This window comes from Sphaerisporangium sp. NPDC051011, from assembly GCF_040653595.1.
In the GTDB taxonomy this organism is placed as follows: Bacteria; Actinomycetota; Actinomycetes; order Streptosporangiales; family Streptosporangiaceae; genus Sphaerisporangium.
Window position 1 is genome coordinate 112,723 of the sequence record NZ_JBFAGG010000018.1, and the last position, 26,453, is coordinate 139,175.

Consider the following 26,453-nt stretch of genomic DNA (forward strand, 5'->3'; position numbering starts at 1 on the left):
TCCCCCGTCGATGCGGTCACGGTCATCTCGACAGCCCTCCCGTCCGCGGGCGCGGCACGTCGCCGGACGGAGGCGGCGTGCGGCCGGGGGCCGGCGTACGGCCGGGGGCGACGCGGGCGGCCAGGCGTCCGGCCAGCTCGCGGGCCGTGCGGATCAGCAGGGAGCGGTCCAGGCGGCCGCCCCACTGACCGCGCAGCAGCTCGGCGCCCTTGGGGTCGTACGCGAGGCCTCCCACGAACGCGACCTCCTTGCTGGTCGCGGCGACGATGCGCCGCACCTCGTCGATCGACGCGCGGTAGGACCGGGGCTCGGCGATCACGACCACGCCGACCTGCCCGGTGATCAGCATGAGCCGCTCGCGCAGGTGTGCCACGTGGTCGAGGCTCGGCCTGGTGAACAGCAGCGTCAGCTCGGCCTCGGCGATCAGCTCGTTCATCTGCGGGTGGGCGCCGAGCCTGCCGAGGTCGGCGAGGACGTCGGCCTGCGGCAGCGCGGCGAGCGCCCGGCCGAGCGGCCCCCACAGCCAGGTCAGCCCGGCGGCCTGCTCGCCGTTGGTGAGCCCGGTGAGGACGTCGAGGCCGCCGACGAGCTTCTGGGTGTGCTCGTGGATCTGCTCGGGGCGAAGGCCGCGCCGGGCCGTCGCGCCCAGGCTCAGCAGGCCCCGGGACGGGTTGAGGACGGCGCCGTCCATGCCGGGCAGGCGGTAGACGAGGTCGCCGCCGGAGGGGTCGCACTCGGCGAGGAGCACCGGCCGGGGCCAGACCGCGCCGAGGGCGGTGGCGGCGGTCGTCACGCCGGGGGCTCCCTTGTCGGCGGCGAGGGCGATGAGCGCCACCTCAGCCCGTGCCCGCGAGCTTGCCCAGGGCGATCTCGCCGCTGGAGGCGTACATGGCGACGGTGGGCGAGACCGAGGAGTCGACGATGATCGACACCAGGCCCGTGCTGCTGGTCTCGCTGGAGCCCACGTTCTCGACGAGCGCGCTCGGGGCGAGCACCTTGCCCTGCGTGGTGCCCCTGCCCGAGCCGGGGACGTACAGCACCTGGACGTGGTCGCCGCGCTGGAGGCCGATCGGCATCTGGCCGGGCTTGAGCGCGAGGCCGAGGGTGACCTTGCCGGGGCCGCTCTGCTCGCTGTCCCTGCTGACCATCGCCTCGGTGAGCAGGGTGCCCGGCAGCAGGGTGACGCGGGCGAAGGTGGCGGCGACCTCGTCGCGGTGGCGGTAGTCGACGTAGGCGATGCCGGTGTCGGCGATCTGGACCTCTTCCATCGCCGCGGGGATGATCGGCTGGCCAGGGCCGATCTGCTGGGTGATGCGGATGGCCGTGACGCGGTCGCCGCTGCGCACGACGAGCAGGGTGGTGGCGAGGGCGCCGCCGAGGACGAGCAGCAGGGCAAGGGCCGCGAGGGCGGGCTTGCGCTCGCGGGGCGGCACGGGGAGCTTGCGGGACGCGGGGCCCGACAGCGCGCCCGGCGACCCCGGGCGCTCCGCGTTGACGGGCGCACGGCTGTCGCGGTCGGGTTTCTCGCTGATCCTCATGGGTGGGGGGCTCCCGAATCAGGGACCGGGCCGACGCCCGCACCATGCGCTGATATCGATCAACTCTGGGCCGATCGAGACGAACCGCATGACCACGGGGCGGAACGGCATGGTCACGGATATGTTATGACGGGGGATCTTCGGTTATGGCCCGAAATTCTCGTACCATCGCGTGCAGCTTGCACCAAGCTCAGGGTTAGAAACCGGACCCATGCTCATCCACTATGGATTGGCGTGTCAATGGGAGGGTCAATGGTCTCAGCGCTCCCGTGACACTGATCGCGTCGAAATTTGCGCCTATATTCCCCTTTGTATCGGCCGTAACGCTCGCAGCAGGCGTCACTATCGCGCCTGGTGCCTGTTCCCCGCGAACCCGCATCTTAACCGTTCTCGGGACGGGACCTCTTCCTACGGTTCCCGGGGTTCTGCGGGGACGGGCGCCGTTTCCTCGCCGATCCACCGGAGGTACGCGCCGAGCCCGCCCTCGATGGGAAGCGCGATGATCTCCGGGGTCTCGTACGGATGCCCCCGCCGAATGTGCTCGGTGAGTTCGCCGGAGCGCTCGCGCGTCGTCTTGACGAGCAACAGGAACTCCTCGGCCGTCTCGATCTCGCCTTTCCAGCGGTAGACGCTGGTCATCGGGCCGACGATCTGGGCGCAGGCGGCGAGCCTGGCCTCGACCGCCGACCGTGCGAGCGCGGCCGCCGTGGCGCGGTCGTCCACCGCGACCTGGACCTGCACGTATTCCGGCATGAGCGCCCCTTCGCGTTAACCGGCCGGACACTTTGCCGGCCGGATGTGCACAGCGTTGTCCACATCTTCGTCCACAGCCCCGCAGGCTAGTTATGTGACTAGTCCTGCCCGAAATATAGATAGATATCCGGTTTAGCCCGCCCAGCTCTCCACCGCCCACAGAGTTATCCACAGGCGAGCGACGATTTCCACATGGCTGTGGACGAGGGGCGGCATCCGACCTCCAGGTGAACGGGACCTGCGTTCACGGCGCTCTCCACGTTCGCGCCGATGAGGGCGCCCCGGAGCCGGCACGCCCCCACAAACGCCGGGTAACCACCCAGGCTAGCGGTCTTTTCGTATCGGTCTTTGAGTACGAGACCAGTCGAAACCAGACGGATGTGCTGAAACCCGTTATGGCGGGAACGATAGCTACGTCCCCCCTCGACAGGTGCATATGTCCGTCTCGGCACGCAGGTGCGGAGCACGTGAGAAGGAGGGGGTCATGAACAGAATCCTGACGTCCGGCGTCGGGCTGGCCACAACCGTCCTGCTGGTGGGCGCATGCGGCAATTCCGCCACGCCCACGACGAGTTACAGCAACGCGGCGGCGAACGCCACGGAGTCCCCGTCCCCGACCGGTACGGAGACCGGCTACCCCGGCTACCCGGGAGCCTCTCCCACGGGGTCCCCCACGGCCTCGCCCGGGGCGTCGCCCACCGGCACAGAGTCGATGAGCCCCATGCCCACGCCCGAGCACGCCAAGGTCAAGGTCGCCGACTCCAAGTACGGCAAGGTCCTGGTGGGCGAGCACGGCAGGGCGCTCTACGTGTTCGAAAAGGACACCGGCGGCACGCCCAGCTGCACCGGCGCCTGCGCCACCGCCTGGCCGCCGATGGTCACCCGTGAGAAGCCGCGGGCGGGCGACGGGGTCAAGGAGAGCCTGCTCGGCACCACCACGCTCCCGCAGGGCGACAAGCAGGTCACCTACGACAAGCACCCGCTGTACTACTACAGCGGCGACAAGGCGGCCGGAGACTTCAACGGCCAGGGCAAGACCGATTTCGGGGGCAAGTGGTATCTCATCCACCCAGATGGCAAGAAAGTGGAGAAGTAGGAGAACGGGCACCCGCGGGTCTGGTTGGCGTAAACCTCCGGACCGGGCGGACTCCCGTCGCTACGTTGAAGCGCGGGAGCCGGTACCCGGAGGAGACGCCGCATGCGGATCATGCTTACCGTGGTCTCAGATCACGGCCATCGCGACGTGGTGGCCGAGGGCGACGAGGAGACCACGGTCGCGGGGCTCGCCGCCGCGCTGAAGGGCGCGCCGGCCGAGACCCTCGGCAACGTCGTACGCCTGCCGCGCGCACGCGCGCCGTACGGCATGGGAGGGCAGGCGCCGCGCCCGCGCGCCGCCAAGGAGGCGCCGTCGCTGTGGGTGGACGGCAGGCGGCTCGACCCCGACGCGACGGTGGTCGCCGCGCTGCGCGACGGCGACCTGGTCACGCTCGACCAGCGCGCCGCCGGGTCGACGCTGCTGACCGAGCCGGGCGGCGTGATCGAGATCAGGGTCGCCGGAGGGCCCGCCGCCGGGTCGGTGCACCGGCTGGGCCTCGGCGTGCACGTCATCGGCTCCGATCCGGGCTGCGCGGTGCCGGTGGCCGATCCCGACATGCCCGCCGAGGCGGTCGAGGTGCGGGTCACCCCGGACGAGGTGCTGCTGCGCTCCGCCGCGCCCCCGGGCAAGGAGGCGGCCAGGCCCCCGCGGAAGAGACGCGGGCGGGCACGCCGCGACGCCCCCGGCCCGGAGGCGGCCTCCTTCGACGTCATCGGCGGCGACATCATCGGCGCCATGACGCGCGGCGCCACGCACACCACCGCCCACGTCGGCGGGGAGCCGGTGGGCGTGCCCCGCGCGTGGCCGGACGGCGCCCCGCTGACCTGCGGGAACTCCGTGCTCGTGCTGCGGGCCACCGAACCGCCCGACGCGCACCTGGACGCCCTGCCCGAGGGCGGCCTGGCCTACAACCGCCCGCCGCGACTGCGCCCGGCCGAGCGGCGCAGGCGGTTCGAGGTGCCCGCGGAGCCCACCCGGGGCGAGGGCGTGCGCCTCCAGCTTCTGGCCGCGTGCCTGCCCGCCGTGCTGGGCTTCGCGCTGGCCGCGGTGTTCCAGATGTGGTTCTACCTGCTGATCGCCCTCATGACCCCGATGATCATGATCGGCCAGTGGATCAGCGACCGGCGGCATGGCCGCAGGAAGTACCGCCAGGAGCTCAAGGCGTACAAGGAACGCCAGGCCGCGTTCGAGGCCGCGGTCGAGAAGGCCAGGGCCGTCAACGAGCTCGAACGCCGCGCAGCCTCCCCCGACCCTGCCGATCTGCTGCTCACCGCCACCGGCCCACGCCGGCGCCTGTGGGAGCGCAGGAGCCACGACCCGGATGCCCTGCGCCTGCGCGTCGGCCTCGCCGACCTGCCCGCCGAGATCGACTTCGTGCCCGAGCGCGGCGCGTCCGCCGACCTGGCGATGCCCGAGCCGCCGACCTCCGGCGCGGTGCCCGTCTCGCTGGCCATGCGGCGGCTCGGCGTCGTGGGCGTGACCGGCCCGCGGGAGGTCGCCCTCGGCGTCGCCCGGTCGCTGGTCGGGGCCGCCGCCACGCTGCACAGCCCCCGCGACCTGTCGGTGGTCGTCCTGTCGGCCAACGCCGACGGCGCGGCGCAGTGGAACTGGGCCCGCTGGCTGCCGCACTGCGCCCCCCGCGAGACCGACGCCCTGGCGCTGGTCGGCGCGGACCCCGAGGCCGCCGCCCAGCGCGTCGCGGAGCTCGCCTCCCTGATCGGCGCGCGCCTCGGCGACGACGACCCGCAGGGCGCCCTCGGCGGCGCGCTCAAGTCCTGGGGACGCTCGTTCCAGGCCGGCGAGGAGCCGCTGTTCGCGTCCTACGACGACCGCCCGTACGACGTGCTGGTGATCCTGGACGGCGCCCAGGTGCTGCGCGGCCTGCCCGGAATGCCGCAGGTGCTCCGGCAGGGCCCGCGCGCGGGCGTCTACACGATCGCCGTGGACGAGGACCAGCGGCTGCTGCCGGAGGAGTGCGCCACCGTCGTCGACTGCGGCGAGAGCGGCTTCGTCCGGCTGCGCGGCGGAGGCCTGGACGCGATCGGGGAGATCCTCGCCGACCAGGTGTCCGCCGCCTGGTGCGACCGCCTCGCGCGCTCCCTGGCCCCGCTGCGGGACGTGAGCAGGGACGACGCGACGGCCGCGCTGCCCGGCTCGGTGCGCCTGCTCGACCTGCTGGCCCTGCCCGCCCCGAGCGGCCGCGCGATCGCGTCCCGCTGGCGCGCGGGCGGCCGTACGACCACGGTGCCGATCGGAGTGGGCGCCGACGGGCCGTTCAGCGTGGACCTGCGGACGGACGGCCCGCACGCGCTGGTCGCGGGCACCACGGGCGCGGGCAAGTCCGAGCTGCTCCAGACGCTCATCTGCTCGCTCGCCGTGGCCAACCGGCCGGACGAGATGACGTTCGTGCTCATCGACTACAAGGGCGGGGCCGCGTTCAAGGAGTGCGTGCGCCTGCCGCACACCGTCGGCATGGTGAGCGACCTGGACGAGCACCTCACCCAGCGCGCGCTGTCCTCCCTGGCCGCCGAGATCCGCCGCAGGGAGCGCCTGCTGCTCGCCCACGGGGCCAAGGACATCGACGACTACCAGGAGCTCACCGGCTCCCGCCCGTCCCTGCCGCGCCTGCTGCTGATCATCGACGAGTTCGCCGCGATGGTGTCCGAACTGCCCGACTTCGTGGACGGGCTCGTCGACATCGCCCGGCGCGGCCGGTCCCTGGGCATCCACCTGGTGCTCGCCACGCAGCGGCCGGCCGGCGTCGTCACCGCCGACATCCAGGCCAACACCTCGCTGCGCATCGCGCTGCGGGTCACCGAGCCCGCCGAGTCGGCCGACGTCATCAGCGGGCCCGAGGCCGCGCACATCTCCAAGTCCACGCCCGGCCGCTGTTACGTGCGCTCGGGCGCGGGACCGGCGCAGCCCGTCCAGACGGCCAGGATCGGCGGCCGTACGCCGGAGGCCGCGCGCCGCGCCCAGGGGGCGCGGGTCGTGGAGGTCGGCTGGCGCGACCTCGGGCACCCGCTGCGCGCCGTCCCGGAGTCCACGGGCGGCGTCTCGGTGTCGGGGCCCGCGTCCGACCTGGCCGTCCTGGTCGACGCCCTGGTGGACGCGGCGCGGATCGCGGGCGTCCCCGAGCAGCCCAGCCCGTGGCTGCCGCCGCTGCCTGACCTGACGCTGCTGGAGGAGGCGCGGGAGACGCCCACCCGGCCGGCACGGGCCCTGACCAGGGCCGGGGAGGTGCCGCCGCTGCCGTTCGGCGTCACCGACCTGCCGTGGGCGCAGGACCGCCGCCCGCTCGCCCTGGACCTGCCGCGCGGCGGCCACCTGCTGATCGCCGGCACCGCGCGCACCGGCAGGTCGACCGCCCTGCGCACGCTGGCGGGCTCGATCGCGCGGCTGGCCTCGCCCGAGGACGTCCACGTGCACGCCATCGACTGCGGCTCCGGCGCGCTGCTGCCGCTCGTGACGCTCCCCCACTGCGGCGCGGTGGTCACCCGCGACCAGCTCGACCGCGTCGAACGGCTGCTCACCCGCCTGCGCGCCGAGATCGGCCGCAGGCAGCAGGTGCTCGCCGAGGCCGGGTTCGCGTCCCTGGCCGAGGCCAGGCAAGCGGCCGGGCAGACCGCTGGGCCCACCGCTGGGCAGGGCGACGCGCTGCGGATGCCGTGGCTCGTGCTCATGCTGGACCGCTGGGAGGGCTTCGCCGCCGCCTTCGAGGGCTACGACTACGGGCGGCTGCTGGACGCGCTGATGCAACTGCTGCGCGAGGGCCCCGCCGTCGGGCTGCGCGCGGTGGTCACCGCGGACAGGTCCGGGCTGCTCGGCCAGATCTCCACGCTGTTCGACGACCGGCTGATCATGCGGCTGGCCGACCCCGCCGACTACGGGCTGGCGGGCCTGCCGCCGCGCAGCCTGCCGTCCGTCATGCCGCCCGGCCGCGCGCTGTCCATGGGAGACCAAGGGCTCGTGGAGAACCAGATCGCGCTGCTGGACGAGGACCCGGCGGGGCCGGCCCAGGTGGCGGTCCTGCAGGCGCTCGCCCGCGCCTCCGCCGAGCGGCACCCCGCGCCGGCGTCCCTGCTGCGCGTGGACGCGCTGCCGATGCGGATCACCGCCGCCCAGGCCCTTGACCTCGCCCCCGGGTTCAAGCCGCCCTCGCCGCTGTGGGCGCTGCTCGGCGCGGGCGGGGACTCGCTGGCCCCGCTCGGCGTCGACCTGAGCGCGCAGGGCCCGGCGGCGGTGGTCGCGGGGCCGTCCAGGTCCGGGCGGTCCTCGGCGCTGCTGACGGCCGCGCGCTGGCTGCTCGGCCAGGACACGCCGGTCGCCGTGGTGGCCCCGCGCCGCAGCCCGCTGCGCGAACTGTCCGGCCAGGACGGCGTGCTCGGCGTCCTGACCGGCGAGGGCGACGACCTGCCCGGCGCGCTGGCCGGGCACGACCGGTACGTCGTGCTGGTGGACGACGCCGAGCTCGTCTCCCCCGACTCGCCGCTCGGGATGGCGCTGGAGGCCACGCTGCGCAGCGGGCGCGACGGCGAGCACGGGCTGCTGATCGCGGGCACGACCGGCGACCTGGCGACGGCGTACCGCGGGTTCGTGGCCGAGGCGCGCAAGTCGCGCACCGGGCTGCTGCTGGCCGTGCAGAGCCCGGCGGACGGCGACCTGTTCAACGTGCGGCTGCCGCGCGGCGCGGTCGGCGGCCCTCCGGGGCGCGGCCTGCTGGTCGTCTCGGGCGCCGCCACGCCGATGCAGGGCGCTCTCACGAGCTGAGCCCGGACGGCTACCGGCAGCCGCCGCGGCCGTCGTCGGGGCGGAAGCATTCGACGGGCCCGCCGAACGTCGAGGTGATCGTGAAGGACATGCCCGGGAGCAGGGGGACGGCCGCGACGGCGTTCCCCTCGACCGTCACCCCGCGCTGGTCGCCCTTCTGCCAGGCCCGGACGGTCACCGACTGGAGCATCTTCGGCCCGACGTCGCGCACGATGCCGCGCGCCTTCGCCTCGGCGGCCCCCTGCCAGCCCTCGGACCCGGTCCCGGCGGACCTGGCGATCCGCGCGCCCTCGCGCGCCGCCGCGTCCGCGACCTGCCGGCCATGGAAGACCAGGGCGAACTGGACGATCAGCAGGATGACCACGAGCACGACCGGCATGATCAGCGCCAGCTCGATCACCGACGCCCCGCGGTCGCGCGCCTGCGCGTCCCGCCCCCGAAATGCGATGGCCCGGCGGGGGAAAGCCACCCGCCGGGCCCGAGCGCGGTCCGTACGGGACGGCCGGTCCGCCGTCCCCGAGCCCCCGCGTCTCACGTGCTGCGCTATCGCGTCGCGGACTCGATGTTGCCGCGGTAGGTGTTGATCAGCCGGGAAGCCTCGGCGAGCTCCTCCGACATCCGCTGGAACGCCTGGCGGTAGTTCTGCCAGGCGCCGCCGAACCGCACCGCTCCCGGGCCCGTCCAGGCCGTGCCGACCTTCGCCGCCTCGCGGTCGAGCGTCGCCATCGTCTGACGCACCTGCTCGGCCTGCTGCGTGAACTGAGCGGCCATGTTCTGCATTTCCGCGGGGTCGCCGCCGAGCAAGCTCTGGCTCATGCCGGTCTCCTTGGGGATCGTATGCACACAGGGGGTAGCCAAACGCCCCTACCTTAGACGTCCAACCCCTAGGATGCACTGCTTATAGCGACTGGATATCGCGTTCAACCCGCTTATAGGCCCCAGGGGCCTCATTTCCCGGGGCCGGGGGTAGGGGCTCTCGTGAGATCAGAGGCCGCTTACACTCCGTGGAAGGCGCGCAAGGCCCTTGGGAGGATCAGACCCCTTGGGAGGAAAAGGAAAGGGACGACCTCGGTGGAGAAGGTCCTGATCGCCAATCGTGGCGAAATAGCGGTACGGGTCGCCCGGGCATGCAAGGACGCCGGGCTTCTCAGCGTGGCGGTGTACGCCGAGCAAGACCTCGACGCTCTGCACGTCCGCATGACGGACGAGGCGTACGCCCTCGGAGGGCGGACCCCGGCCGAGACCTATCTCGACATCGGCAAGATCCTGCGGATCGCGGCCGAGTCCGGCGCGGACGCCGTGCACCCGGGGTACGGCTTCCTGGCCGAGAACGCCGAGTTCGCCCAGGCCGTGATCGACGCCGGCCTGACGTGGATCGGCCCGCCGCCCGCGGCGATCAACGCCCTCGGCGACAAGGTGGCCGCGCGCCACATCGCCCAGCGGGTGGGCGCCCCGCTCGTGGCCGGCACCCCCGACCCGGTCTCCGGGGTGGACGAGGTGGTCGAGTTCGCCTCCCAGCACGGCCTGCCCATCGCGATCAAGGCGGCCTTCGGCGGCGGCGGGCGCGGGCTGAAGGTCGCCCGCACCCTGGAGGAGATCCCCGAGCTGTTCGAGTCGGCGGTGCGTGAGGCGGTGACCGCGTTCGGGCGCGGCGAGTGCTTCGTCGAGCGCTACCTCGACCGGCCGCGCCACGTCGAGACGCAGTGCCTGGCGGACCAGCACGGCGGCGTCGTCGTGGTGTCCACGCGCGACTGCTCGCTCCAGCGGCGCCACCAGAAGCTCGTCGAGGAGGCCCCCGCGCCCTACCTCTCCTCCGAGCAGCTGGAGCTGCTGTACTCCTCCTCCAAGGCCATCCTCAGAGAGGCCGGCTACGTCGGCGCGGGCACGTGCGAGTTCCTGGTCGGCCAGGACGGCACGATCTCGTTCCTGGAGGTCAACACCCGCCTCCAGGTCGAGCACCCGGTCAGCGAGGAGGTCACCGGCATCGACCTCGTGCGCGAGATGTTCCGCGTCGCCGACGGCGAGCCGATCGGCTACGACGACCCCGAGGTCCGCGGGCACTCGATCGAGTTCCGCATCAACGCCGAGGACGCCGGCCGCAACTTCCTGCCGAGCCCCGGCACGCTGACCACCATGCACGTGCCCTCGGGCCCCGGCGTGCGCCTGGACGCCGGGTACGAGCCGGGCATGACCGTCCCGCAGTCCTTCGACTCGCTGGTCGCCAAGCTGATCGTCACCGGCCGCACCCGCGCCGAGGCCCTGGCCCGCTCGCGGCGCGCGCTGGCGGAGTTCGTCATCGAGGGCATGCCCACGGTCATCCCGTTCCACCGGGCCGTCGTCGAGGACGCCGCCTTCACCGGCGAGCCGTTCGGCGTGCACACCCGCTGGATCGAGACCGAGTTCACCGGCGCGATCGAACCCTACGCCGGGGACGTCGCCTCCTCCGAGGAGCCCGAGGAACGCGAGCGCGTGATCGTCGAGGTCGGCGGCAAGCGCCTGGAGGTCGTGCTGCCCGCCGCCTCCGCCACGACGCGCCAGGCCACCCCCAAGAAGCCCGCCCGCCGCGCGGCCGGCAGGGGCGGCGCGGCGGCCTTGGGCGGGGACGCGCTGGTCAGCCCGATGCAGGGGACCATAGTCAAGGTGGCGGCCTCCGACGGCGACGCCGTCCAGGCCGGCGACGTCATCGTGGTGCTGGAGGCCATGAAGATGGAGCAGCCGCTCACCGCCCACAAGTCCGGAACCGTCACCGGGCTGGTCGCCACGGTCGGCCAGACCGTCACGACCGGCGCCGCGATCTGCGAAATCAAAGACGCCTGATCCCGTTCGTGCCTGAAAGGGCACTCCGAACCGCCGCTCCGGGGGCGCGGCAATAGGCACAGTTCGGGGCGCGGCGGTGTTCTGGAGTCCTCACCCGCGAGGGCGGAAGAACGCCGCCAAAAGGGGCGTCCCGAACCGCCGTGCCGGAGGCGCGGCAATCGGCACAGGATACGGTGGCCAATCGAGGAACCTTGTCGACCCGCCGTTCGTCCTGTAGGGCGAAGGAGGCATATAGCCGTGACCACTCATTCGGTGCGCCGCGCGGCGGCCACAGTCGTGGCCGCCCTGGTCGGCCTTTTCACGCTGCTCGCGCTGGCGCCCTCGGCGCAGGCCGCGGCCCCACCGCCCGATCCGAGCACGATCGTGGCCGCATGGAAGACCGGCGACCCTGTGTTCGCCGGCCCGGGCGTCACACTGAGCAAGGACCAGCTGTCCGAGATCCGTGACGCGGTCAAGGGCGCCGATAGCAAGATCTACGTGGCCGCCCTCGCGGACGGCACGGTGACCAGCGGATCCGCCGCCGGGCAATTGATCACCGCCCTGGGCCAGTCGCTCGCCCAGGAAGGCCGCAACCGCGCCACGGTGGCGATCCTGGACGGCAACTCGCTGTTCGCCGGCTCCAGCGCGATCCGCAGGACCGGCCTGGCCGGCGACCTCGCCGAGGCCGCCGTCGCCAACAACAAGGACGTCGTGTCGGGCATGAAGGACTTCGTGGCCCGCGTCGACAAGGCCGTCAGCGGCGACACCCGCGGGGCCTTGAAGACGGGCAGTTCCGCGGGGGGCGGCGGTGGCGCGGGGGTGCTGATCGGCATCCTGGTGATCGCCGCGGTCGGCGGCCTGGGCATCTTCCTGATCTCCCGCAAGAGGCGGCGCGACCGCGAGGCGCGTGAGGCCCGCGAGCTGGCCGCCGTCAAGCAGACCGTCGAGGAGGACGTCACCAAGTTCGGCGAAGAGATCACCGCGCTGGACCTGGACGTCAAGGTGGCGGGCGCCGGCGCGTCCGACCAGGACGACTGGCGCCAGGCCCTCGACTCCTACGAGCGGGCCAAGACCGAGCTCGCCGCCGTCAAGCGCGCGGACGACCTGCGCGGCGTGACCGGCATTCTCGAGGAGGGGCGTTACGCCCTGGCCTGCGTCAAGGCGCGGGTGAACGGCCAGCCGATCCCCGAGCGGCGCGCGCCGTGCTTCTTCAACCCGCAGCACGGCCCGTCCGCCCGCGACGTCCGCTGGGCTCCGCCCGGTGGCGCGCCCCGTGACGTCCCGGCCTGCGCCGACGACGCGCGGCGCGTCGAGCAGGGCTTCGACCCGATGACCCGCGAGGTCATGATCGACGGCGAGCGCCGCCCGTACTACGACGCGGGCCCGGCCTACGCGCCCTACGCCTCCGGCTACTACGGCGGCTTCGGCGGCGACCTGATGACCGGCATGCTCATCGGCACCGTCCTCGGCAGCTCGCTCGGCGGCTTCGGCTGGGGCGGCGGCGGGTACCACGCCGGGTACGAGGCGGGCTACGCCCAGGGCGCCGACTCCGGAGTCGGCGACTTCGGCGGTGGCGGCGACTGGGGCGGAGGCGGCGGAGGCGGAGGCGACTGGGGTGGCGGCGACTTCGGTGGCGGCGACTTCGGCGGTGGTGGCGGCGACTGGTGACGGTCCCCGGGGCACCGCCCCGGCCCGCACCGGCCGGCGCATGACCTCACGACGCTGAGCAGTCTCAGCACCCACGTTCACGGAGCCCCGGCGGCCATCCGCCCGCCGGGGCTCTTCCGTGTCCGCAGGCGCCCACAGGGGCCCGCCAGGGTCCATACGGCGCGGTGAGCCGGGGAGCACGAAAGCGATCTGCAAGAGACATGCAACCCCGCGTATATGATCATCTGCGAGGCTCGGCGCAGTTGTCGAGGAGGCCTGTGTTGCGTCGTTCAATCCCCCTGGCCCTGGTATGCGCGATTACCGGGTTGTCCGTGCTCACCGTGCCCGCCGGGCCCGCGTCGGCGGCGGTGCCGTCGTCCGCTTCGGCGGCCCACACAGCCCACACGGCCCACACGGCCTCCGCGCCCTGCAAGCCCGGCTCCGGCTTGAAGCTGCGCGGCAAGGACTTCACCGGCGGCGCCACTCTCCCGGACAACCTGCGCTGTGCCGACCTCACCAATGCCAAGCTGGACGAGGCCGACTTCACCCAGAAGGATCTCAGCGGCGCGCTACTGCACAACGCGTCGATGAAGGAGGCGGACTTCACGCAGGCGAAGCTGGAGTACGCCGACCTGACCGGCGCGGATCTGTCCAAGGCCGATCTCGGGCAGATGCACGCCAAGCACGCCGTCCTGCGCAGTGCCATCCTCACGGACGCCAAGGCGGGCCAGGCAGAGTTCCCGCACGCGGACCTCACCGGCGCGATCATGGCGCGGGCCGATCTCACCCAGGCGGACCTGACGGACGCCACGCTGGTCGACGCCGACCTCAACGAGGCGACGCTCGGCCAGGTCGAGGGCAGGAACGCGGACTTCACCCGCGCCAAGATGCGCGAGGTGAAGCTGGGGCAGGCCAAGCTGCAGTTCGCGGTGTTCAAGGGCGCGAACCTCACCGAGGCGGAGTTCACCCAGGCCGAGCTGCGCGGCGCCGACCTACACGGCGCGACGGTGCAGGACGCGTCCTTCATCCAGGCCGACGACGTCAACCTCACCGGCGCGCTCGGCGAGCCGAAGAACGTCCCGGACGACGCGGTCGGCAGCACCTCGGACCTGCCCGACTTCGGCTCGGGCACCGACACCGGCACGGACACCGGCGGCGGGGTGCTCCCGGCCACGACTTCGGGCGGGCGCGGCGGGCTCGGGCTCGTCCTGGTGATCCTCAGCGGGCTGGGGCTGAGCCTCACGCTGATCCTCTGGGGGCTGTCCTACCGCCGCCGGGTGGAGCGGACCGCCCGGTTCACCGCCGCGCGCCGTACGGCCGAGGAGGACGTGATCCGGCTCGGCGAGGAGATCGACGCGCTGGACTTCGACTACAAGGTCAACCACATGACCGCGGGCAGCGTCGACCAGGACTGGCGCCGCGCCCTGGACGCCTACGAGGCGGCCAAGCAGGCGCTTAACACGGCGCAGGATATCCCGCAGCTCGGCGGGGTGGCGTCCGCGGTCTACCAGGGACGCGACGCCCTCGGCCGCGTCCGGTCCCGGATGAGGTGACCCGCCGTCCGGGGCGTCAGAGGACGGCCGAGGTGACCGGCATCATCAGCCGCCGCGCCGCCTCGGTGATGGACCCCGCCAGCGACGGGTAGACGGCGAACGAGTGCGCGAGCTGGTCGACGGTGAGCCGGTGCTGGACGGCGATCGACAGCGCCAGGATCAGCTCGGACGCGCGCGGGGCGACCACGACGCCGCCCAGGATGATGCCGGTGTGCGGGCGGCAGAACAGCTTCACGAAGCCGTCGTTGAAGCCCTGCATCTTGGCCCGCGGGTTGGTGGCGAGGGGAAGCTTGATGACGTTGGCCTCGACCTCGCCCTGCTCGATCTGCCGCTGGGACACGCCCACCGCGGCGATCTCGGGGTCGGTGAAGATCGTGGAGGCGACGGTCGCGAGCCGCAGCGGCTGGACGGCCTCGCCGAGCGCGTGCCAGACGGCGATGCGGCCCTGCATGGCGGCCACGGAGGCGAGCATCAGCACGCCGGTGCAGTCGCCCGCCGCGTACACCCCGGGGGCCGAGGTGCGCGAGACCTTGTCGACCTGGATGAAGCCGTAGCGGTCCAGGGTGACGCCGCACTCCTCCAGGCCGATGCCGGAGGTGTTGGGGACCATGCCGACGGTCATGAGGCAGTGGGTGCCCTCGGCGGTGCGCCCGTCCTCGAGGGTGACGACAACACCGTCCTCGGTGCGCTTGACCGAGGACGCGCGGGACCTGCCCATGACGTTCATGCCGCGGCGCCGGTAGACCTCTTCGAGGACCTCGGCGGCGTCGGCGTCCTCGTTGGGCATCATGCGGTCGCGGGAGGAGACGAGCGTGACCTCCGAGCCCAGCGAGCGGTACGCGCCGGCGAATTCGGCGCCGGTGACACCCGACCCGACGACGATCAGGTGCTCGGGCAGTTCGTCCAGGTCGTAGAGCTGCCGCCAGGTGAGAACGCGTTCCCCGTCGGGCTCGGCGCCGGGCAGCACGCGCGGCGTGGCGCCGGTGGCCACGATGACGACGTCGGCGTGGACCGTCGCGTCGCCCACGCGCACGACCTGCGGGTCGACGAGGCGGCCCCTTCCCTTGATGATCTTGACGCCCTCGGCGACCAGGCGCGCGCCGATGTCGTTGGACTGGGCCTGTGCCAGCTCCTTGACGCGGGTGTTGACCAGCGGGAGATCGACGTAGATGCCACCGAGGTCGCCGTCGGGCCCGCCGGTGAAGTTGACCCCGAGGGACGATCCATCCAGGAGGGCCTGTTTACGGACAGATGTGGCGATCATGGTCTTGGACGGCACGCAGTCGGTGAGCACGCAGGCTCCGCCGGGACCATCCTGCTCGACCACGGTGACCTCGGCGCCGAGCTGCGCGGCGACCAACGCCGCCTCGTAACCGCCAGGCCCACCACCAATGATCACAATCGTCGTCACGTACCCCATTGTCCCGCATGCGATGGGGTGCCCGTGGTGCAATACCCATACAGAAGGCGCGTAGGCCGGTAAAAACGGTGATTTATCCACGAAAACCCCTATGAATCCATGGGTCCTGGACGCGATCACCGGAAGAACGCGACGCGCCGCCCACACCGGGTCGCGTGTTGCGAGCGCCGGGCCGGATCAGCGGGCGGATCTTGGATTACCCTTAGATACCGTGCCTGTTTACGCCGCCTATGGCAGCAACATGGATCCCAAGCAGATGGCTCAGAGGGCTCCGCACTCGCCCATGCGCGGGACCGGCTGGCTGCAAGGCTGGCGCCTGACCTTCGGCGGTGAGGACGTCGGCTGGGAGGGCGCGCTCGCCACCCTCGTCGAAGACCCCGACGAGCACGTCTTCGTCGTTCTCTACGACGTCCCCGAGTGGGACGAGCAGTCGCTCGACCAGTGGGAGGGCGCCGCGCTCGGGCTCTACCACAAGGTCAGGCTGCGCGTGGCCACCCTCGACGGCGAGATCGTCGCCTGGTTCTACGTGCTCGACGATTACGAGGGCGGCCTGCCCTCGGCTCACTACCTCGGCATCCTCGCCGACGCCGCCGAAAAGGCCGGCGCCCCCGACGACTACGTCACCGACCTGCGCACCCGTCCCTGCACCTCGATCGGCGGCTGACCGGGGCCATCGACACGCGGGCCCGCGACCGTCGTCCCAGATCACCCGGGTCACCCCACGGACAGGATCTCCGCGAGCGTCCGCGCGGCCCGCAGCGCGTCCCCGTAGGTGTTGTAGAGCGCGGCGAAGCCGAAACGCAGCACGTCCGGCGGACGGAAGTCGCCGATCACCTCCCGGGCGGTCAGCTCGCCGATCAGCTCCCGCGCGGCGTGGTGGCGCAGCGAGACCTGGTGCCCCCGCCACTCGTCCCGCGGCGTCACGACCTCGACCGCGTTGCCCAGCAGCTCGTCCACGCATTCCATGAAGAACCCCGTCACCGCAAGCCCCTTGGCCCGCACGGCGGCGAGGTCGACGCCGTCCCACACCTCCAGCGCCGCCTCCAGGGCGGCCAGCGAGAGGATGTCGGGCGTGCCGGCGCGGGCGCGGGCGACGCCCGGCGCGGGCTCGTACGACGGCGCCATCGCGAACGGGTCCCGGTGCCCGCCCCAGCCCGGCAGCGGGGTGCGGAACGACGCCTGCAGGCGATGCGGCACGTAGACGAACGCGGGCGAGCCGGGGCCGCCGTTGAGGAACTTGTACGTGCAGCCCACCGCGAGGTCGACGTCCAGGGCGTCCAGCTCGATCGGCAACACGCCCGCGCTGTGGCACAGGTCCCAGACCACGCGCGCGCCCGCCGCGTGCACCTTCGCGGTCGCGGCGGCCATGTCGTACAGCCGGCCGGTCCGGTAGTCGACCTGGTTGAGCAGCGCCACGGCCGTCCGCTCGCCCAGCACCTCGTCCAGGTCGTCCACGGCCGCGGGGACCACCTGCGTGCCGGTCAGCTCGGCCACCGACTCCGCGATGTAGCCGTCGGTGGGGAACGTGGCCGCGTCCACGACGATCTCGCGGCGGCCTGGCGCCAGCCGCACCGCGGCCACGAGGACCTTGAATATGTCGACGCTGGTCGAGTCGGCGACGACGACCTGCCCGGGGGCGGCGCCGACCAGCGGCGCGATCCTCTCGCCGACCCGCTCGGGCGCCTCCCACCAGCGCTCCGGCCACGACCTGATCAGCCGCCGCCCCCACTGCTCGCGCACGACCTCCTCGACCCGCCCGGCGACCCGCCTCGGCGGCGCTCCGAGAGAGTTGCCGTCCAGGTAGACGACGCGGGGGTCGAGGTCGAACTCGGCGCGCAGGTAGGCCAGGGGGTCGCCGGCGTCCGCCTTCGCCGCCCGCTCGTTCAGATCCGTCATGTGCTCGTGTCCTTCCCCCGCGCGTGCCGTCGTCTGGGACCACCTTCCCCGGCATCCGCCCGATCATCCCACCAGGTGATAGGTCGCCTGGCGGCTTATACCGGTGGCTCAGCACTGACCGTCGGCGATCACCCAGTAGTTCGTACCGGTCTGGCGGAGTGTGTGGGTGACCATGACGTTCCACAGGCCCATCGCCTGGTTGGACCCGAGCGCGTAGGTGTAGCCCAACGACGCGTACGCCCGGCCTGCCACAGTGTGCGCGTAATTGCTCGCGGTCACGCACGGGCCGCCGCCGGTGGTGGTGGCCGTGACCGTGGCCGACCACGCGCCCTCGGCGCCCGAGGAGGTCACGGCGCTCACCGCGTAGGTGTAGGTCGTGCCGGACGCCAGGCCGGAGTCGGTGTACGTCGTCCCGCCCACCGGGGAGGCGGTCACCTTCGCACCGTTGCGGTACACGTTGTACCCGCTCGCCCCGGAGACCGCGTCCCACGACAGCGACGCGGAGGACGCCGTCGTGCCGGTCACGATGAGGCCGGCGGGCGCGGGCAGCGCGGGCGGGGGCTGCGTGCCGCCGCCGTTCAGGCCCCAGGTCGTGGCGACGTAGTACGACGAGCAGATTGTGCTGATGTAGTACTGGCCGGTGCTGCCGCACTGGTCGGTCGCCGACCCCGGGCTCACCGGCAGGCCGTGCGCCATGCCGCTGATGGTGTACACCTTGACGGCCGCCGTGCCGGTCCCGTCGGCGTACTCCTTGAGCGTGGTCCCGCCGGGGAGGCTGGACGTGCTGGTGGGCGTCTGCGGCACGCCGAGCACTTTGGTCCACTGGTCGCGCAGCTGGTCGGCGTTGAAGGGGTAGACCGTGGTGTCGCTCGTCCCCTGCCAGACGGCCACGCGCGGACGGGGGCCCGAGTAGCCGGGGTAGGCCGCGCGGACCAGATCGCCCCACTTCTGGGCGGTGTACCCCTTGTTCTGTGACATGCACAGCACGCCGCTGACGGTGTCGGTGCCGCAGCCGTAGGCGATGCCGCTCATCACCGCGCCGCCGGCGAACACGTCGGGGTAGGTCGCCAGCATGACGCCGGTCATCGCGCCGCCCGCCGACAGGCCGGTCACGTAGACGCGGGAGCGGTCGACACCGTAGTTCGCGACGGCGTAGTCGACCATCTGCTTCACCGACAGCGCCTCGCCCTGGCCCCGGCTCGTGTCGCCGGGCAGGAACCAGTTGAAGCAAGATTGGGCGTTGTTGCCCGACTTCTGCTCGGGCAGCACCAGCGCGAACCTCCACAGGTCCGCGTACTTCTGCCAGCCGGAGTGGCCGAAGTAGTCGGTGGCGTTCTGCGTGCAGCCGTGCATGGCGACGACCAGGGGCGCGTTCGACGGCAGCCCGTCCGGGCGGTAGCTGTACATCGACAGGTTGCCGGGGTTCGACCCGAACCCGCTCACCGCGGTGAGCGAGGCGGCACGGGCGGGGCTGGGGACCTGTGCGACGCCGAGGACGGCGACCACGGCGGCCAGGAGGGCGAGCAGGAGGAGCCGGGAGCGAGGGGCGGCCAGAGATCGCGGATGGATCATGGGGGGTTACCTCCGCAGGTGAGGCCTTTGCGGCACGAACGGCCACAGAGTTCCCGCCAGCGTAGGTCGCGCTTCCGCGCCGAATAATGGGCCGAGGTCACACAGTGTCACGGCGAGGTGTGTGACGACGCCATGTCGGCGAGATGTCGGGCGCTTTACGAAATACCCTCAAATATCATCTCCCCCAAACGTCATCGGAGTCGTCCCCCCGGACTGAGGGCGGCCGGGCGCCGTTCGACTCACGAGCCGGAACGTCCCAGTACATTTGCTCATCTCACACGCGGGAACGCGCCAAGAGATTTGCTGACTCCGGCGGCTTTTCCCGCTTCTGGCATGGACCAGCGCAAACATCACGTGATGCTCCCGCGCGGGCGGTTGATGAGACCGTGCAAGATCCGCATGCTCGGCATCGAACCTGCGGACGGTCGCCGCACGGTGGTCCGGCCCGGGGACGTAAGGAGTGCCCATGCGTGAACAAGGACGCGTGCGGTGGAGGCGCTTTGCCGCGATCTTCATTCCCGCCACCCTGGCGGCGTCCCTGCTGGTCTTCGCCGCCGCCCAGGGCGCCATCGGCGTCTCCTTCGTGGTCTCGGGGAGGAAGATCAAGACCTCCGTCGAGAAGATCCGCGCGTTCGACGTCACGCAGTTCGACACCACGGTGGAGACCAAGGACGGCAGGAAGATCCCCGTGCACGTCGCCTCCAACAAACGGACAGAGTCCTTCGGCCTCTGCCAGAGCTACCTCTTCGACACCCCGCTCGGCCCCGCGACCCTCAAACTCACGGGCGGCACCAACGGCAAGCCGGTGATCAGCCGCGACGCCGTCCTCTACGCGCTCCGCCTCACCAACGACGAGATCACCGCCACGAACGACAAGCTGGGCCTGGACGCCAGCACCGTGGAAAGCGTCCCCGGCGTCAGCGGCCCTCCGGGTTTCGTCGGCGAGCACGCCGACACGATCACAGTATTCAACTCCCGCCAAATCCTGGTAGCCACCACCGCAGGCACGATCACCACCCCCGACAGCGACGCCCGCGTCATCCCAGGCGTGCACGAATGCTTCTGATGCGAACCTGGACGCGCTCACGGCCGTTCTGGGGCGGGCTGTTCACGTTGCTCGCGGGCGTGGAACACCTCGCCGCCCCGTTCACACTGGAGGCGCTCCCCCTGGTCATCCAGTCACCCCAGGCCGGCCTGACCTCCGTGATAGCGGCCACGATGATCATCCTGGGCGTGCTGCTCTGGCTCCAGCCCGCCCAGCGCGTCTTCCTCGGCGTCGTGGCGATCCTGCTGTCGATCGCGTCGATCGTCTACTCCAACATGGGCGGCTTCCTGCTCGGCATGCTCCTCGGCCTCCTAGGCGGCGCCCTCTCCGCCGCCTGGACCCCAACCCGCCGCTCGGACCAGCCCCTGAAGCCCTCCGCAGAACCGTTTCCAGAGCCGTCCTCGGAGTTCTTGGACCCCGCCATCGCCAATCACCATCGACACGGCGTGCCACACTCATCACGGTCCACCGACCCAGGGGAAACGGGAGGTCCCGATGAGCGGTGACGAACGACACGGTCACCCCAGCATGAGCGAACTGCTGTCCGCTACGAATCACGACAGCAAATCAGTCACCTGCAATAAACAGGTAGCCGCTCAGCCCCCGCGCGTGAAGCGCAGCGGAATTCACCTTGACAGCGATCTCAGCCTCGTCTCCCGATAGGAGGTTTCCGCGCTCCAGGGCGTCCAGCTCCTTCAACAGCATCTCAAGTTGCTTGACGTTGAACATAGTGTCGGCATATGGATCGACCGCCTCCAGAACGGTGCGCCCGTGCTCAGCGCAGCGACGACACAGGTTGAGAAATGAATTAAGCCCGTCATCCGAGAAGCTGTACACCCGTTCGTGCAGCTGATTTTCCACATAGAATGTCAGCATCACACCCCACCCAAATCACATCACAGATCAACATGGAACGGTACACGGGCGGTAACCGATCCATGGGTCACCGGCATCCTGGAAGCAGCACGGCGGAATCTCTCGGTAGCCGCCCATGTGGTTTACGAAAAATTGTCACCAATTGTTCGGCCAGGCCGAACGGAAAGTGATCCGGCGCGATTCAGGTGGACGTCGGCTACATGCGTGGGACGTCGATGACGACGGTTCCTGTGACGATGTCGTGGAGGCATCTTTTTTCGGAGGCGGCGATCGTCAGTTGGTCGGCCAGGGCGAGGGGGATGCCGAGGTACGGGATCATCACCTGGCCGGCGTAGAAGACGGCGCGGAGGGCGGACTGGCGGGAGGTCAGGGGTTCGCCGTCCACGGTGACGACTTTGATGCGGCAGATCTTCTTGCCGAGGGTCTGACCCCAGCGGGCGTGCGTCCACCAGAAGTAGAGGGCCGCCACGGCGGCGAACACGAGGTTCGAGAACCAGTACGGGTCCTTGAACGGGTTGACGAACAACAGGCCCAGCAGGCCCCCCGACGACGACAGCGAGCCGTTGCCGGTCGTCGCGTTGAACCACTGCGGGTTCAGCAGGCTTCCCAGGGCCAGGTTGACGAAGAAGAGCGGGACGCAGTCGATCAGCATGGCGAGAAGGCGGTAACGCCTGGCAGCGACCGTCGGACCTGTCGTCACTTCGTAGGGTAACGTCACCGGGTCAGTCTGCCAGACGTGATCAGCCTGAATAGGGCCTTATGCAGCCCTGTTACGCAGCCGAACCGTCACCCCTCTCGGCCCTCATGGCGTAATGGATTCGGCTGCCGCACATCATCGGCGTGCTTGAGCGTTCGCCCGCTGGATCGGTGCCCCGCGCGACCCGCGACCTCCATGGCATCTTCGTGCGCGCGGCCAGGTCACATGGGAGCGGAGCTGCACGGTAGCCTCGGTGAACGTGAGCAAAGACGCCTACTCCCGCGCCGCCGAAGCCGCGGCCGCGCTGAAGGACCTCACCGGGGTCGACTCGTTCGACGTGGCCCTCGTCCTCGGGTCCGGCTGGGGTCCGGCCGCCGACGCCCTCGGCAGGACGATCTCCGAGCACCGCGTGACCGACCTGCCCGGTTTCGCCGCACCCGCCGTGGCCGGTCATCCAGGGACGATCCGGGCGGTGGACACCGAGTCCGGGCGCAAGGCCCTCGTCCTGATGGGTCGCACCCACCTGTACGAGGGCAAGGGCGTCGAGCCGGTCGTGCACGGCGTGCGCACCGCGCTGGCCGCCGGAGCGCGCACGGTCGTGCTCACCAACGCCGCCGGGGGCCTGCGGCCGGAGGTTCAGAACGTCGGCGACCCCGTTCTGATCAGCGACCACATCAACCTCACCGGGGCCAACCCGATCACCGGCGCGACCTTCGTCGACCTGACGGAGGTCTACTCCCGGCGGCTGCGCGACCTGGCCCGCGAGGCCGACCCGTCGCTGGCCGAGGGGGTGTACGTCGCGTTCCGCGGGCCGACGTACGAGACGCCGGCCGAGATCCGCATGGTGCGCACGCTCGGCGCGGACATCGTCGGCATGTCCACCGTGCTGGAGGCGATCGCGGCGCGGGAGGGCGGGGCCGAGGTGCTGGGCATCTCCCTGGTGACGAACCCCGGCGCGGGGCTGGTCGGCGTGCCGCTCAACCACGAGGAGGTCCTCGCGGTGGGCCGCGCGACCGCGAGCCGCATGGGCGTGCTGCTGGCCAAGGTCGTCAACAAGCTTTAGACGTCCGTGGACTTCTGAGGACGTCTGGGAACCGTCACGGACGTCTGAGAACCTGCGAAGACGTCCGTGGACCCCGGAAATTTCGTGGAGCGAGAAGCGATGAGTGACCTCGTGCGGCGCGCGCAGGAGTGGCTGGCGCAGGACCCGGACCCGGAGACGCGCGAGGAGCTCCGCCGCGTCCTCGCCGACGACGACCGGGCGGCGCTGCGGGACCGCTTCGGGGCCAAGCTGGAGTTCGGTACGGCCGGGCTGCGCGGCGAGCTCGGCGCCGGGCCCAACCGTATGAACCGGGTGACCGTCATGCGCGCCGCCGCCGGTCTGGCCCGGCGGCTCGGGCCGGGCGAACACGTCGTCATCGGGTACGACGCGCGGCACAACTCCAACGTCTTCGCCCGCGACTCGGCGGCCGTGCTCACCGGCGCGGGCCTGCGCGTCTCGCTGATGGCCGACCACTGGCCGACCCCGGTCCTCGCCTTCGCCGTCCGGCACCTGAACGCGGACGCCGGGGTCATGGTGACCGCCTCGCACAACCCTCCCCGGGACAACGGGTACAAGGTGTACTGGGGCGACGGCTCGCAGATCGTCCCCCCGCTGGACGAGGAGATCTCGGTCGCCATCGACGCCGTCGGTCGGGTCGACGAGCTGCCGCTCGGGAGCGAGTGGCGGACGCTGGACGACGCGGCGATCGTCGAGCCGTACATCGCCGCGCTCGCCGCGCTGCCGCTGGGCGAGGCCCGCGACCTGCGCGTCGTCTACACGCCGATGCACGGCGTGGGCGGCGCGATCCTGCTGCGGGCGTTCACCTCGGCCGGGTTCCCGGCGCCCGCCGTCGTCGAGGCGCAGTTCACCCCGGACCCGGACTTCCCCACCGTCGCGTTCCCCAACCCGGAGGAACCCGGCGCGATGGACCTGTCTCTGGAGCTGGCCGAGAAGGCCGGGGCCGACCTGATCATCGCCAACGACCCCGACGCGGACCGCTGCGCCGTGGGCGTGCCGCTCCCCGAGGGGGGCTTTCGCATGCTCACCGGGGACGAGGTGGGCGGGCTGCTGGGCGAGTACGTCATCGCGCGCACGTCGGGGCCAGGCCGCTTGGTGGCCGCCTCGATCGTGTCGTCCTCCCTGCTCGGCCGGATCGCCGAAGCGCACGGAGTGGGGCACGCCGAGACGCTCACCGGCTTCAAGTGGATCGTGAAGGCCGGGGATGGGCTGGTCTATGGGTACGAGGAGGCGCTCGGGTACACCGTCGGCTCGGACCGTGGGCTGCCGGTGCGGGACAAGGACGGCATCGGGACCGCGATGACGATCGCCGCGATGGCGGCCGAGGCCGCGCGGGACGGGCGCACGCTGCTGGACCTGCTCGACCGGCAGGCCGAGACGTACGGCCTTCACGCGACCACACAGCTTTCAGTGCGCGTGGACGACCTGTCGCTCATCACCGGCGCGATGGACCGGCTGAGGTCGGCCCCGCCGAAGGAACTCGCCGGGCGTAGGGTGCTGTCGGCCGAGGATCTGAGCGCGGGCATCGACGGCCTGCCGCCCACGGACGGCCTGCGCTACCGCCTCGCCGGCGATGCCCGCGTGGTGATCCGCCCGTCGGGCACCGAGCCGAAGCTCAAGTGCTACCTGGAGATCGTCACTCCGGTCGAACGCGACGTCGCGTCCGCGCGGGCGCGGGCCGCCGAAGAGCTGTCCTCCCTCAAGGCGGCTGTCTCGGCGGCGCTCGCGCTCTGACGGCGCGCACGGCGGCCTTCCCGGACGGCCATCAGGCCGTACGCAAGGTCGGGCCGTGCGTACGATCCGGCCGTGCGTACGGTCAGGCGACGATGAGGGCGGCGATGACGAAGCTCAGCGCGGCGGCGAGGGCGGTCAGGGCCGTGGGAGACCAGGTCGTGGTGAGCGGGCGAGCGGGCTCGGGGCCGCGGGACTTCTTCTCGGCCTCTTCGGTGAGCTGCTGGGCCACCCAGTCGGCGTGGGTGCGGCCCGCCATGGCCTTGAGCGCGGCCTCCTCGGACCGCGAGATCTGCGGCGTGCTGGACGGATAGCGCCCCGACGACTTGGCGGGCGTGGCCACCGCGCCGCGCCGCACGGCCTTGGCGCGCTCGCGGGCGGACGCCTGTGGGGTCCAGCAGCGCACGACGCCGTCGCCCGACTCGATGATGATGGCGTGCGAGACGTGGATGTTGTCGACGGCCTTCCACGGCACGAAGACGTTGCGCAGCGGGTTGCGCACGAGGATTCCGTCCTCCTGGGGGAGGATGCCCGGGCGCAGGCAGCCGACGAAGACGGCGGCGGTGAGAACGGCGAGCACCGCGCCGGCCACCATCGCCGACGGGATGCGCCCGTGGAGGATCAGGTCGACGCCGTTGAACGCGGCGAACGCCATCCACACCCAGCCGAGAAACCAGGCCGTCTTGGACCGGAAAACCTGGGGTTTCACCGCTCGCTCACCGTCACCTTTCCACTTCACCGTGCGGTCACCACGCTAACGCCTGCGGCGCAGTGCTCGTAACGTCTCCGGCACGGCGTTCGCGACGCTCCCGCGGGGGGCGCGGGACGTCTGCGGCGGGGCGGTCAGGACTGCCACTTGAGCTGGGCGAAGCCGGGCTTGATGACGCCGTTGATGAGCGCGAGCCGTTCGTCGAACGGGATGAAGGCCGACTTCATCGCGTTGACGGTGAACCACTGAAGGTCGTCCCACCCGTACCCGAAGGTCTCGACGAGGTTGGCGAACTCCTTGGACACGCTCGTGTCGCTCATCAGCCGGTTGTCGGTGTTGACGGTGACACGGAAGTACAGGCGGCGCAGCAGGCCGATCGGGTGCTCGGCCAGGGACGTCGCCGCGCCCGTCTGCAGGTTGGACGTCGGGCACATCTCCAGCGGGATGCGCTTGTCGCGGACGTAGGCGGCGAGGCGCCCGAGCTTGGGCGTGCCGTCCGTGGCGACCTGGATGTCGTCGATGATGCGCACACCGTGGCCGAGTCGGTCGGCGCCGCACCACTGGAGCGCCTGCCAGATCGAGGGCAGCCCGAAGCCCTCCCCCGCGTGGATCGTGAAGTGGGAGTTCTCGCGCTGGAGGTACTCGAACGCGTCCAGGTGGCGGGTCGGCGGGAACCCGGCCTCGGCGCCGGCGATGTCGAACCCGACGACGCCGACATCGCGGTAGCGCACGGCCAGCTCGGCGATCTCCATGGACCTGGCCTGGTGGCGCATGGCCGTGAGCAGCGCGCCGACACGGATGTCGCGCCCCTCCGAGCCGATCTTGAAGCCTTCGAGCACGGCCTCGACGACCTCGTCCAGGCTGAGGCCGCCGGAGGTGTGCAGCTCCGGCGCGTAGCGCACCTCGGCGTACACGACGCCGTCGTTCGCCAGGTCTTCGGCGCACTCGGCGGCGACCCGCACCAGCGCGTCCCTGGTCTGCATGACGCCGACGGTGTGGTCGAACGTCTCCAGGTAGCGCTCCAGCGACCCGGAGTTGGACGCCTCGCGGAACCAGGTGCGCAGCTCGTCCACGTCGGTGGTGGGCAGCGCGTCGTAACCCGCCTCACGCGCCAGGTCGATGACGGTCTGCGGCCGGACGCCCCCGTCGAGGTGGTCGTGCAGCAGTACCTTGGGCGCCTTGCGGATCTCGTCGAGAGTCGGCTGGTGGGTCATCGGAACATCTTAAACAGTGGTCCCGGCCCTGCGGCCGTCAGATGAGTGACGTCCGCCGAGCCGTCGTATGACTTTCCCTG

22 protein-coding genes are annotated in these 26,453 nt (G+C 71.5%); 10 read left to right on the forward strand and 12 right to left on the reverse strand.

Annotation, left to right across the window (positions count from 1 at the left end):
- Nucleotides 1-22: 22 nt before the first annotated feature.
- The 3 genes from AB0H21_RS33395 to cutA all read right to left on the reverse strand — a co-directional run bounded on the left by AB0H21_RS33395 (nucleotide 23) and on the right by cutA (nucleotide 2,291).
- Complete coding sequence (locus tag AB0H21_RS33395) at nucleotides 23-835, reverse strand: hypothetical protein (protein WP_358524815.1); 813 nt, start codon at nucleotides 833-835, stop codon at nucleotides 23-25.
- A 1-nt stretch (nucleotide 836) separates the two neighbouring features.
- Entirely contained in the window at nucleotides 837-1,538 is a 702-nt protein-coding gene (locus AB0H21_RS33400) for a hypothetical protein (RefSeq protein ID WP_358524817.1), read from the reverse strand.
- Nucleotides 1,539-1,946: 408 nt separating this feature from the next.
- Complete coding sequence (cutA, locus tag AB0H21_RS33405; protein ID WP_358524819.1) at nucleotides 1,947-2,291, reverse strand: divalent-cation tolerance protein CutA; 345 nt, start codon at nucleotides 2,289-2,291, stop codon at nucleotides 1,947-1,949.
- Between the two features lie 484 nt (nucleotides 2,292-2,775).
- Here cutA and AB0H21_RS33410 point away from each other — a divergent pair, with 484 nt between their 5' ends.
- Both AB0H21_RS33410 and AB0H21_RS33415 read left to right on the forward strand, forming a co-directional pair.
- Entirely contained in the window at nucleotides 2,776-3,387 is a 612-nt protein-coding gene (locus AB0H21_RS33410) for a hypothetical protein (protein ID WP_358524822.1), read from the forward strand.
- Nucleotides 3,388-3,489: 102 nt separating this feature from the next.
- Nucleotides 3,490-8,157 carry an FtsK/SpoIIIE domain-containing protein gene (locus AB0H21_RS33415; protein WP_358524825.1) on the forward strand — a complete coding sequence of 1,556 codons (4,668 nt, stop codon included), beginning with the start codon at nucleotides 3,490-3,492 and terminating at the stop codon, nucleotides 8,155-8,157.
- Between the two features lie 10 nt (nucleotides 8,158-8,167).
- Here AB0H21_RS33415 and AB0H21_RS33420 read toward each other — a convergent pair whose 3' ends face one another.
- Nucleotides 8,168-8,557 carry a TadE family protein gene (locus AB0H21_RS33420; RefSeq protein WP_358524827.1) on the reverse strand — a complete coding sequence of 130 codons (390 nt, stop codon included), beginning with the start codon at nucleotides 8,555-8,557 and terminating at the stop codon, nucleotides 8,168-8,170.
- Between the two features lie 143 nt (nucleotides 8,558-8,700).
- Nucleotides 8,701-8,973: a WXG100 family type VII secretion target gene (locus tag AB0H21_RS33425; RefSeq protein ID WP_358524830.1), complete on the reverse strand. Its 273-nt coding sequence runs from the start codon at nucleotides 8,971-8,973 to the stop codon at nucleotides 8,701-8,703.
- A gap of 255 nt (nucleotides 8,974-9,228) precedes the next feature.
- On the opposite strand from AB0H21_RS33425, the gene AB0H21_RS33430 reads away from it, so the two are divergent.
- The 3 genes from AB0H21_RS33430 to AB0H21_RS33440 all read left to right on the forward strand — a co-directional run bounded on the left by AB0H21_RS33430 (nucleotide 9,229) and on the right by AB0H21_RS33440 (nucleotide 14,153).
- Entirely contained in the window at nucleotides 9,229-10,974 is a 1,746-nt protein-coding gene (locus tag AB0H21_RS33430; protein WP_358524833.1) for a biotin carboxylase N-terminal domain-containing protein, read from the forward strand.
- Between the two features lie 237 nt (nucleotides 10,975-11,211).
- Entirely contained in the window at nucleotides 11,212-12,621 is a 1,410-nt protein-coding gene (locus AB0H21_RS33435; RefSeq protein ID WP_358524836.1) for a hypothetical protein, read from the forward strand.
- Between the two features lie 257 nt (nucleotides 12,622-12,878).
- Nucleotides 12,879-14,153 carry a pentapeptide repeat-containing protein gene (locus AB0H21_RS33440; protein WP_358524839.1) on the forward strand — a complete coding sequence of 425 codons (1,275 nt, stop codon included), beginning with the start codon at nucleotides 12,879-12,881 and terminating at the stop codon, nucleotides 14,151-14,153.
- Between the two features lie 16 nt (nucleotides 14,154-14,169).
- Here the strand turns inward: AB0H21_RS33440 and AB0H21_RS33445 are convergent, their stop codons facing one another.
- On the reverse strand, nucleotides 14,170-15,564 hold the full coding sequence (locus AB0H21_RS33445) for an NAD(P)H-quinone dehydrogenase (RefSeq protein WP_358524842.1): 1,395 nt from the start codon (nucleotides 15,562-15,564) through the stop codon (nucleotides 14,170-14,172).
- A 220-nt stretch (nucleotides 15,565-15,784) separates the two neighbouring features.
- Between AB0H21_RS33445 and AB0H21_RS33450 the strand changes: the two genes are divergently transcribed.
- The gene (locus tag AB0H21_RS33450; RefSeq protein ID WP_358524844.1) at nucleotides 15,785-16,237 is read left to right on the forward strand and encodes a gamma-glutamylcyclotransferase; all 453 of its coding nucleotides are present in this window, start codon (nucleotides 15,785-15,787) and stop codon (nucleotides 16,235-16,237) included.
- A 50-nt stretch (nucleotides 16,238-16,287) separates the two neighbouring features.
- Here the strand turns inward: AB0H21_RS33450 and kynU are convergent, their stop codons facing one another.
- Nucleotides 16,288-17,469: a kynureninase gene (gene kynU / locus AB0H21_RS33455; protein ID WP_358524846.1), complete on the reverse strand. Its 1,182-nt coding sequence runs from the start codon at nucleotides 17,467-17,469 to the stop codon at nucleotides 16,288-16,290.
- 108 nt (nucleotides 17,470-17,577) lie between these two features.
- Nucleotides 17,578-19,041, reverse strand: a complete 1,464-nt coding sequence (locus AB0H21_RS33460) for a PHB depolymerase family esterase (RefSeq protein ID WP_358524849.1) — start codon at nucleotides 19,039-19,041, stop codon at nucleotides 17,578-17,580.
- A 466-nt stretch (nucleotides 19,042-19,507) separates the two neighbouring features.
- On the opposite strand from AB0H21_RS33460, the gene AB0H21_RS33465 reads away from it, so the two are divergent.
- On the forward strand, nucleotides 19,508-20,107 hold the full coding sequence (locus AB0H21_RS33465; protein ID WP_358524852.1) for a DUF6230 family protein: 600 nt from the start codon (nucleotides 19,508-19,510) through the stop codon (nucleotides 20,105-20,107).
- Nucleotides 20,098-20,592, forward strand: a complete 495-nt coding sequence (locus AB0H21_RS33470) for a DUF6114 domain-containing protein (protein ID WP_358524854.1) — start codon at nucleotides 20,098-20,100, stop codon at nucleotides 20,590-20,592. The genes AB0H21_RS33465 and AB0H21_RS33470 overlap by 10 nt, the downstream gene beginning before the upstream one ends.
- A 61-nt stretch (nucleotides 20,593-20,653) precedes the next feature.
- Here the strand turns inward: AB0H21_RS33470 and AB0H21_RS33475 are convergent, their stop codons facing one another.
- Complete coding sequence (locus AB0H21_RS33475; protein WP_358524856.1) at nucleotides 20,654-20,965, reverse strand: hypothetical protein; 312 nt, start codon at nucleotides 20,963-20,965, stop codon at nucleotides 20,654-20,656.
- A 193-nt stretch (nucleotides 20,966-21,158) separates the two neighbouring features.
- The gene (locus AB0H21_RS33480) at nucleotides 21,159-21,680 is read right to left on the reverse strand and encodes an RDD family protein (RefSeq protein WP_358524858.1); all 522 of its coding nucleotides are present in this window, start codon (nucleotides 21,678-21,680) and stop codon (nucleotides 21,159-21,161) included.
- A gap of 238 nt (nucleotides 21,681-21,918) precedes the next feature.
- Between AB0H21_RS33480 and AB0H21_RS33485 the strand changes: the two genes are divergently transcribed.
- Together AB0H21_RS33485 and AB0H21_RS33490 are read left to right on the forward strand one after the other, a co-directional pair.
- On the forward strand, nucleotides 21,919-22,722 hold the full coding sequence (locus tag AB0H21_RS33485; RefSeq protein ID WP_358524981.1) for a purine-nucleoside phosphorylase: 804 nt from the start codon (nucleotides 21,919-21,921) through the stop codon (nucleotides 22,720-22,722).
- Between the two features lie 99 nt (nucleotides 22,723-22,821).
- A complete protein-coding gene (locus AB0H21_RS33490; protein ID WP_358524860.1) occupies nucleotides 22,822-24,453 on the forward strand; it encodes a phospho-sugar mutase in 1,632 nt (543 codons plus the stop codon).
- 82 nt (nucleotides 24,454-24,535) lie between these two features.
- Here the strand turns inward: AB0H21_RS33490 and AB0H21_RS33495 are convergent, their stop codons facing one another.
- Together AB0H21_RS33495 and AB0H21_RS33500 are read right to left on the reverse strand one after the other, a co-directional pair.
- Nucleotides 24,536-25,159, reverse strand: coding sequence for a hypothetical protein (locus tag AB0H21_RS33495; RefSeq protein WP_358524863.1), 624 nt, complete (start codon nucleotides 25,157-25,159; stop codon nucleotides 24,536-24,538).
- 134 nt (nucleotides 25,160-25,293) lie between these two features.
- Entirely contained in the window at nucleotides 25,294-26,373 is a 1,080-nt protein-coding gene (locus AB0H21_RS33500) for an adenosine deaminase (protein ID WP_358524865.1), read from the reverse strand.
- Nucleotides 26,374-26,453 lie beyond the last annotated feature (80 nt).

Coding starts and splice junctions, on each gene's coding strand:
- AB0H21_RS33400 (WP_358524817.1), bottom strand. CDS start 1,538: ATGAGGATCAGCGAGAAACCCGACCGCGACAGCCGTGCGCCCGTCAAC.
- cutA (WP_358524819.1), bottom strand. CDS start 2,291: ATGCCGGAATACGTGCAGGTCCAGGTCGCGGTGGACGACCGCGCCACG.
- AB0H21_RS33410 (WP_358524822.1), top strand. CDS start 2,776: ATGAACAGAATCCTGACGTCCGGCGTCGGGCTGGCCACAACCGTCCTG.
- AB0H21_RS33415 (WP_358524825.1), top strand. CDS start 3,490: ATGCGGATCATGCTTACCGTGGTCTCAGATCACGGCCATCGCGACGTG.
- AB0H21_RS33425 (WP_358524830.1), bottom strand. CDS start 8,973: ATGAGCCAGAGCTTGCTCGGCGGCGACCCCGCGGAAATGCAGAACATG.
- kynU (WP_358524846.1), bottom strand. CDS start 17,469: ATGACGGATCTGAACGAGCGGGCGGCGAAGGCGGACGCCGGCGACCCC.
- AB0H21_RS33460 (WP_358524849.1), bottom strand. CDS start 19,041: ATGATCCATCCGCGATCTCTGGCCGCCCCTCGCTCCCGGCTCCTCCTG.
- AB0H21_RS33465 (WP_358524852.1), top strand. CDS start 19,508: ATGCGTGAACAAGGACGCGTGCGGTGGAGGCGCTTTGCCGCGATCTTC.
- AB0H21_RS33470 (WP_358524854.1), top strand. CDS start 20,098: ATGCTTCTGATGCGAACCTGGACGCGCTCACGGCCGTTCTGGGGCGGG.
- AB0H21_RS33490 (WP_358524860.1), top strand. CDS start 22,822: ATGAGTGACCTCGTGCGGCGCGCGCAGGAGTGGCTGGCGCAGGACCCG.
- AB0H21_RS33500 (WP_358524865.1), bottom strand. CDS start 26,373: ATGACCCACCAGCCGACTCTCGACGAGATCCGCAAGGCGCCCAAGGTA.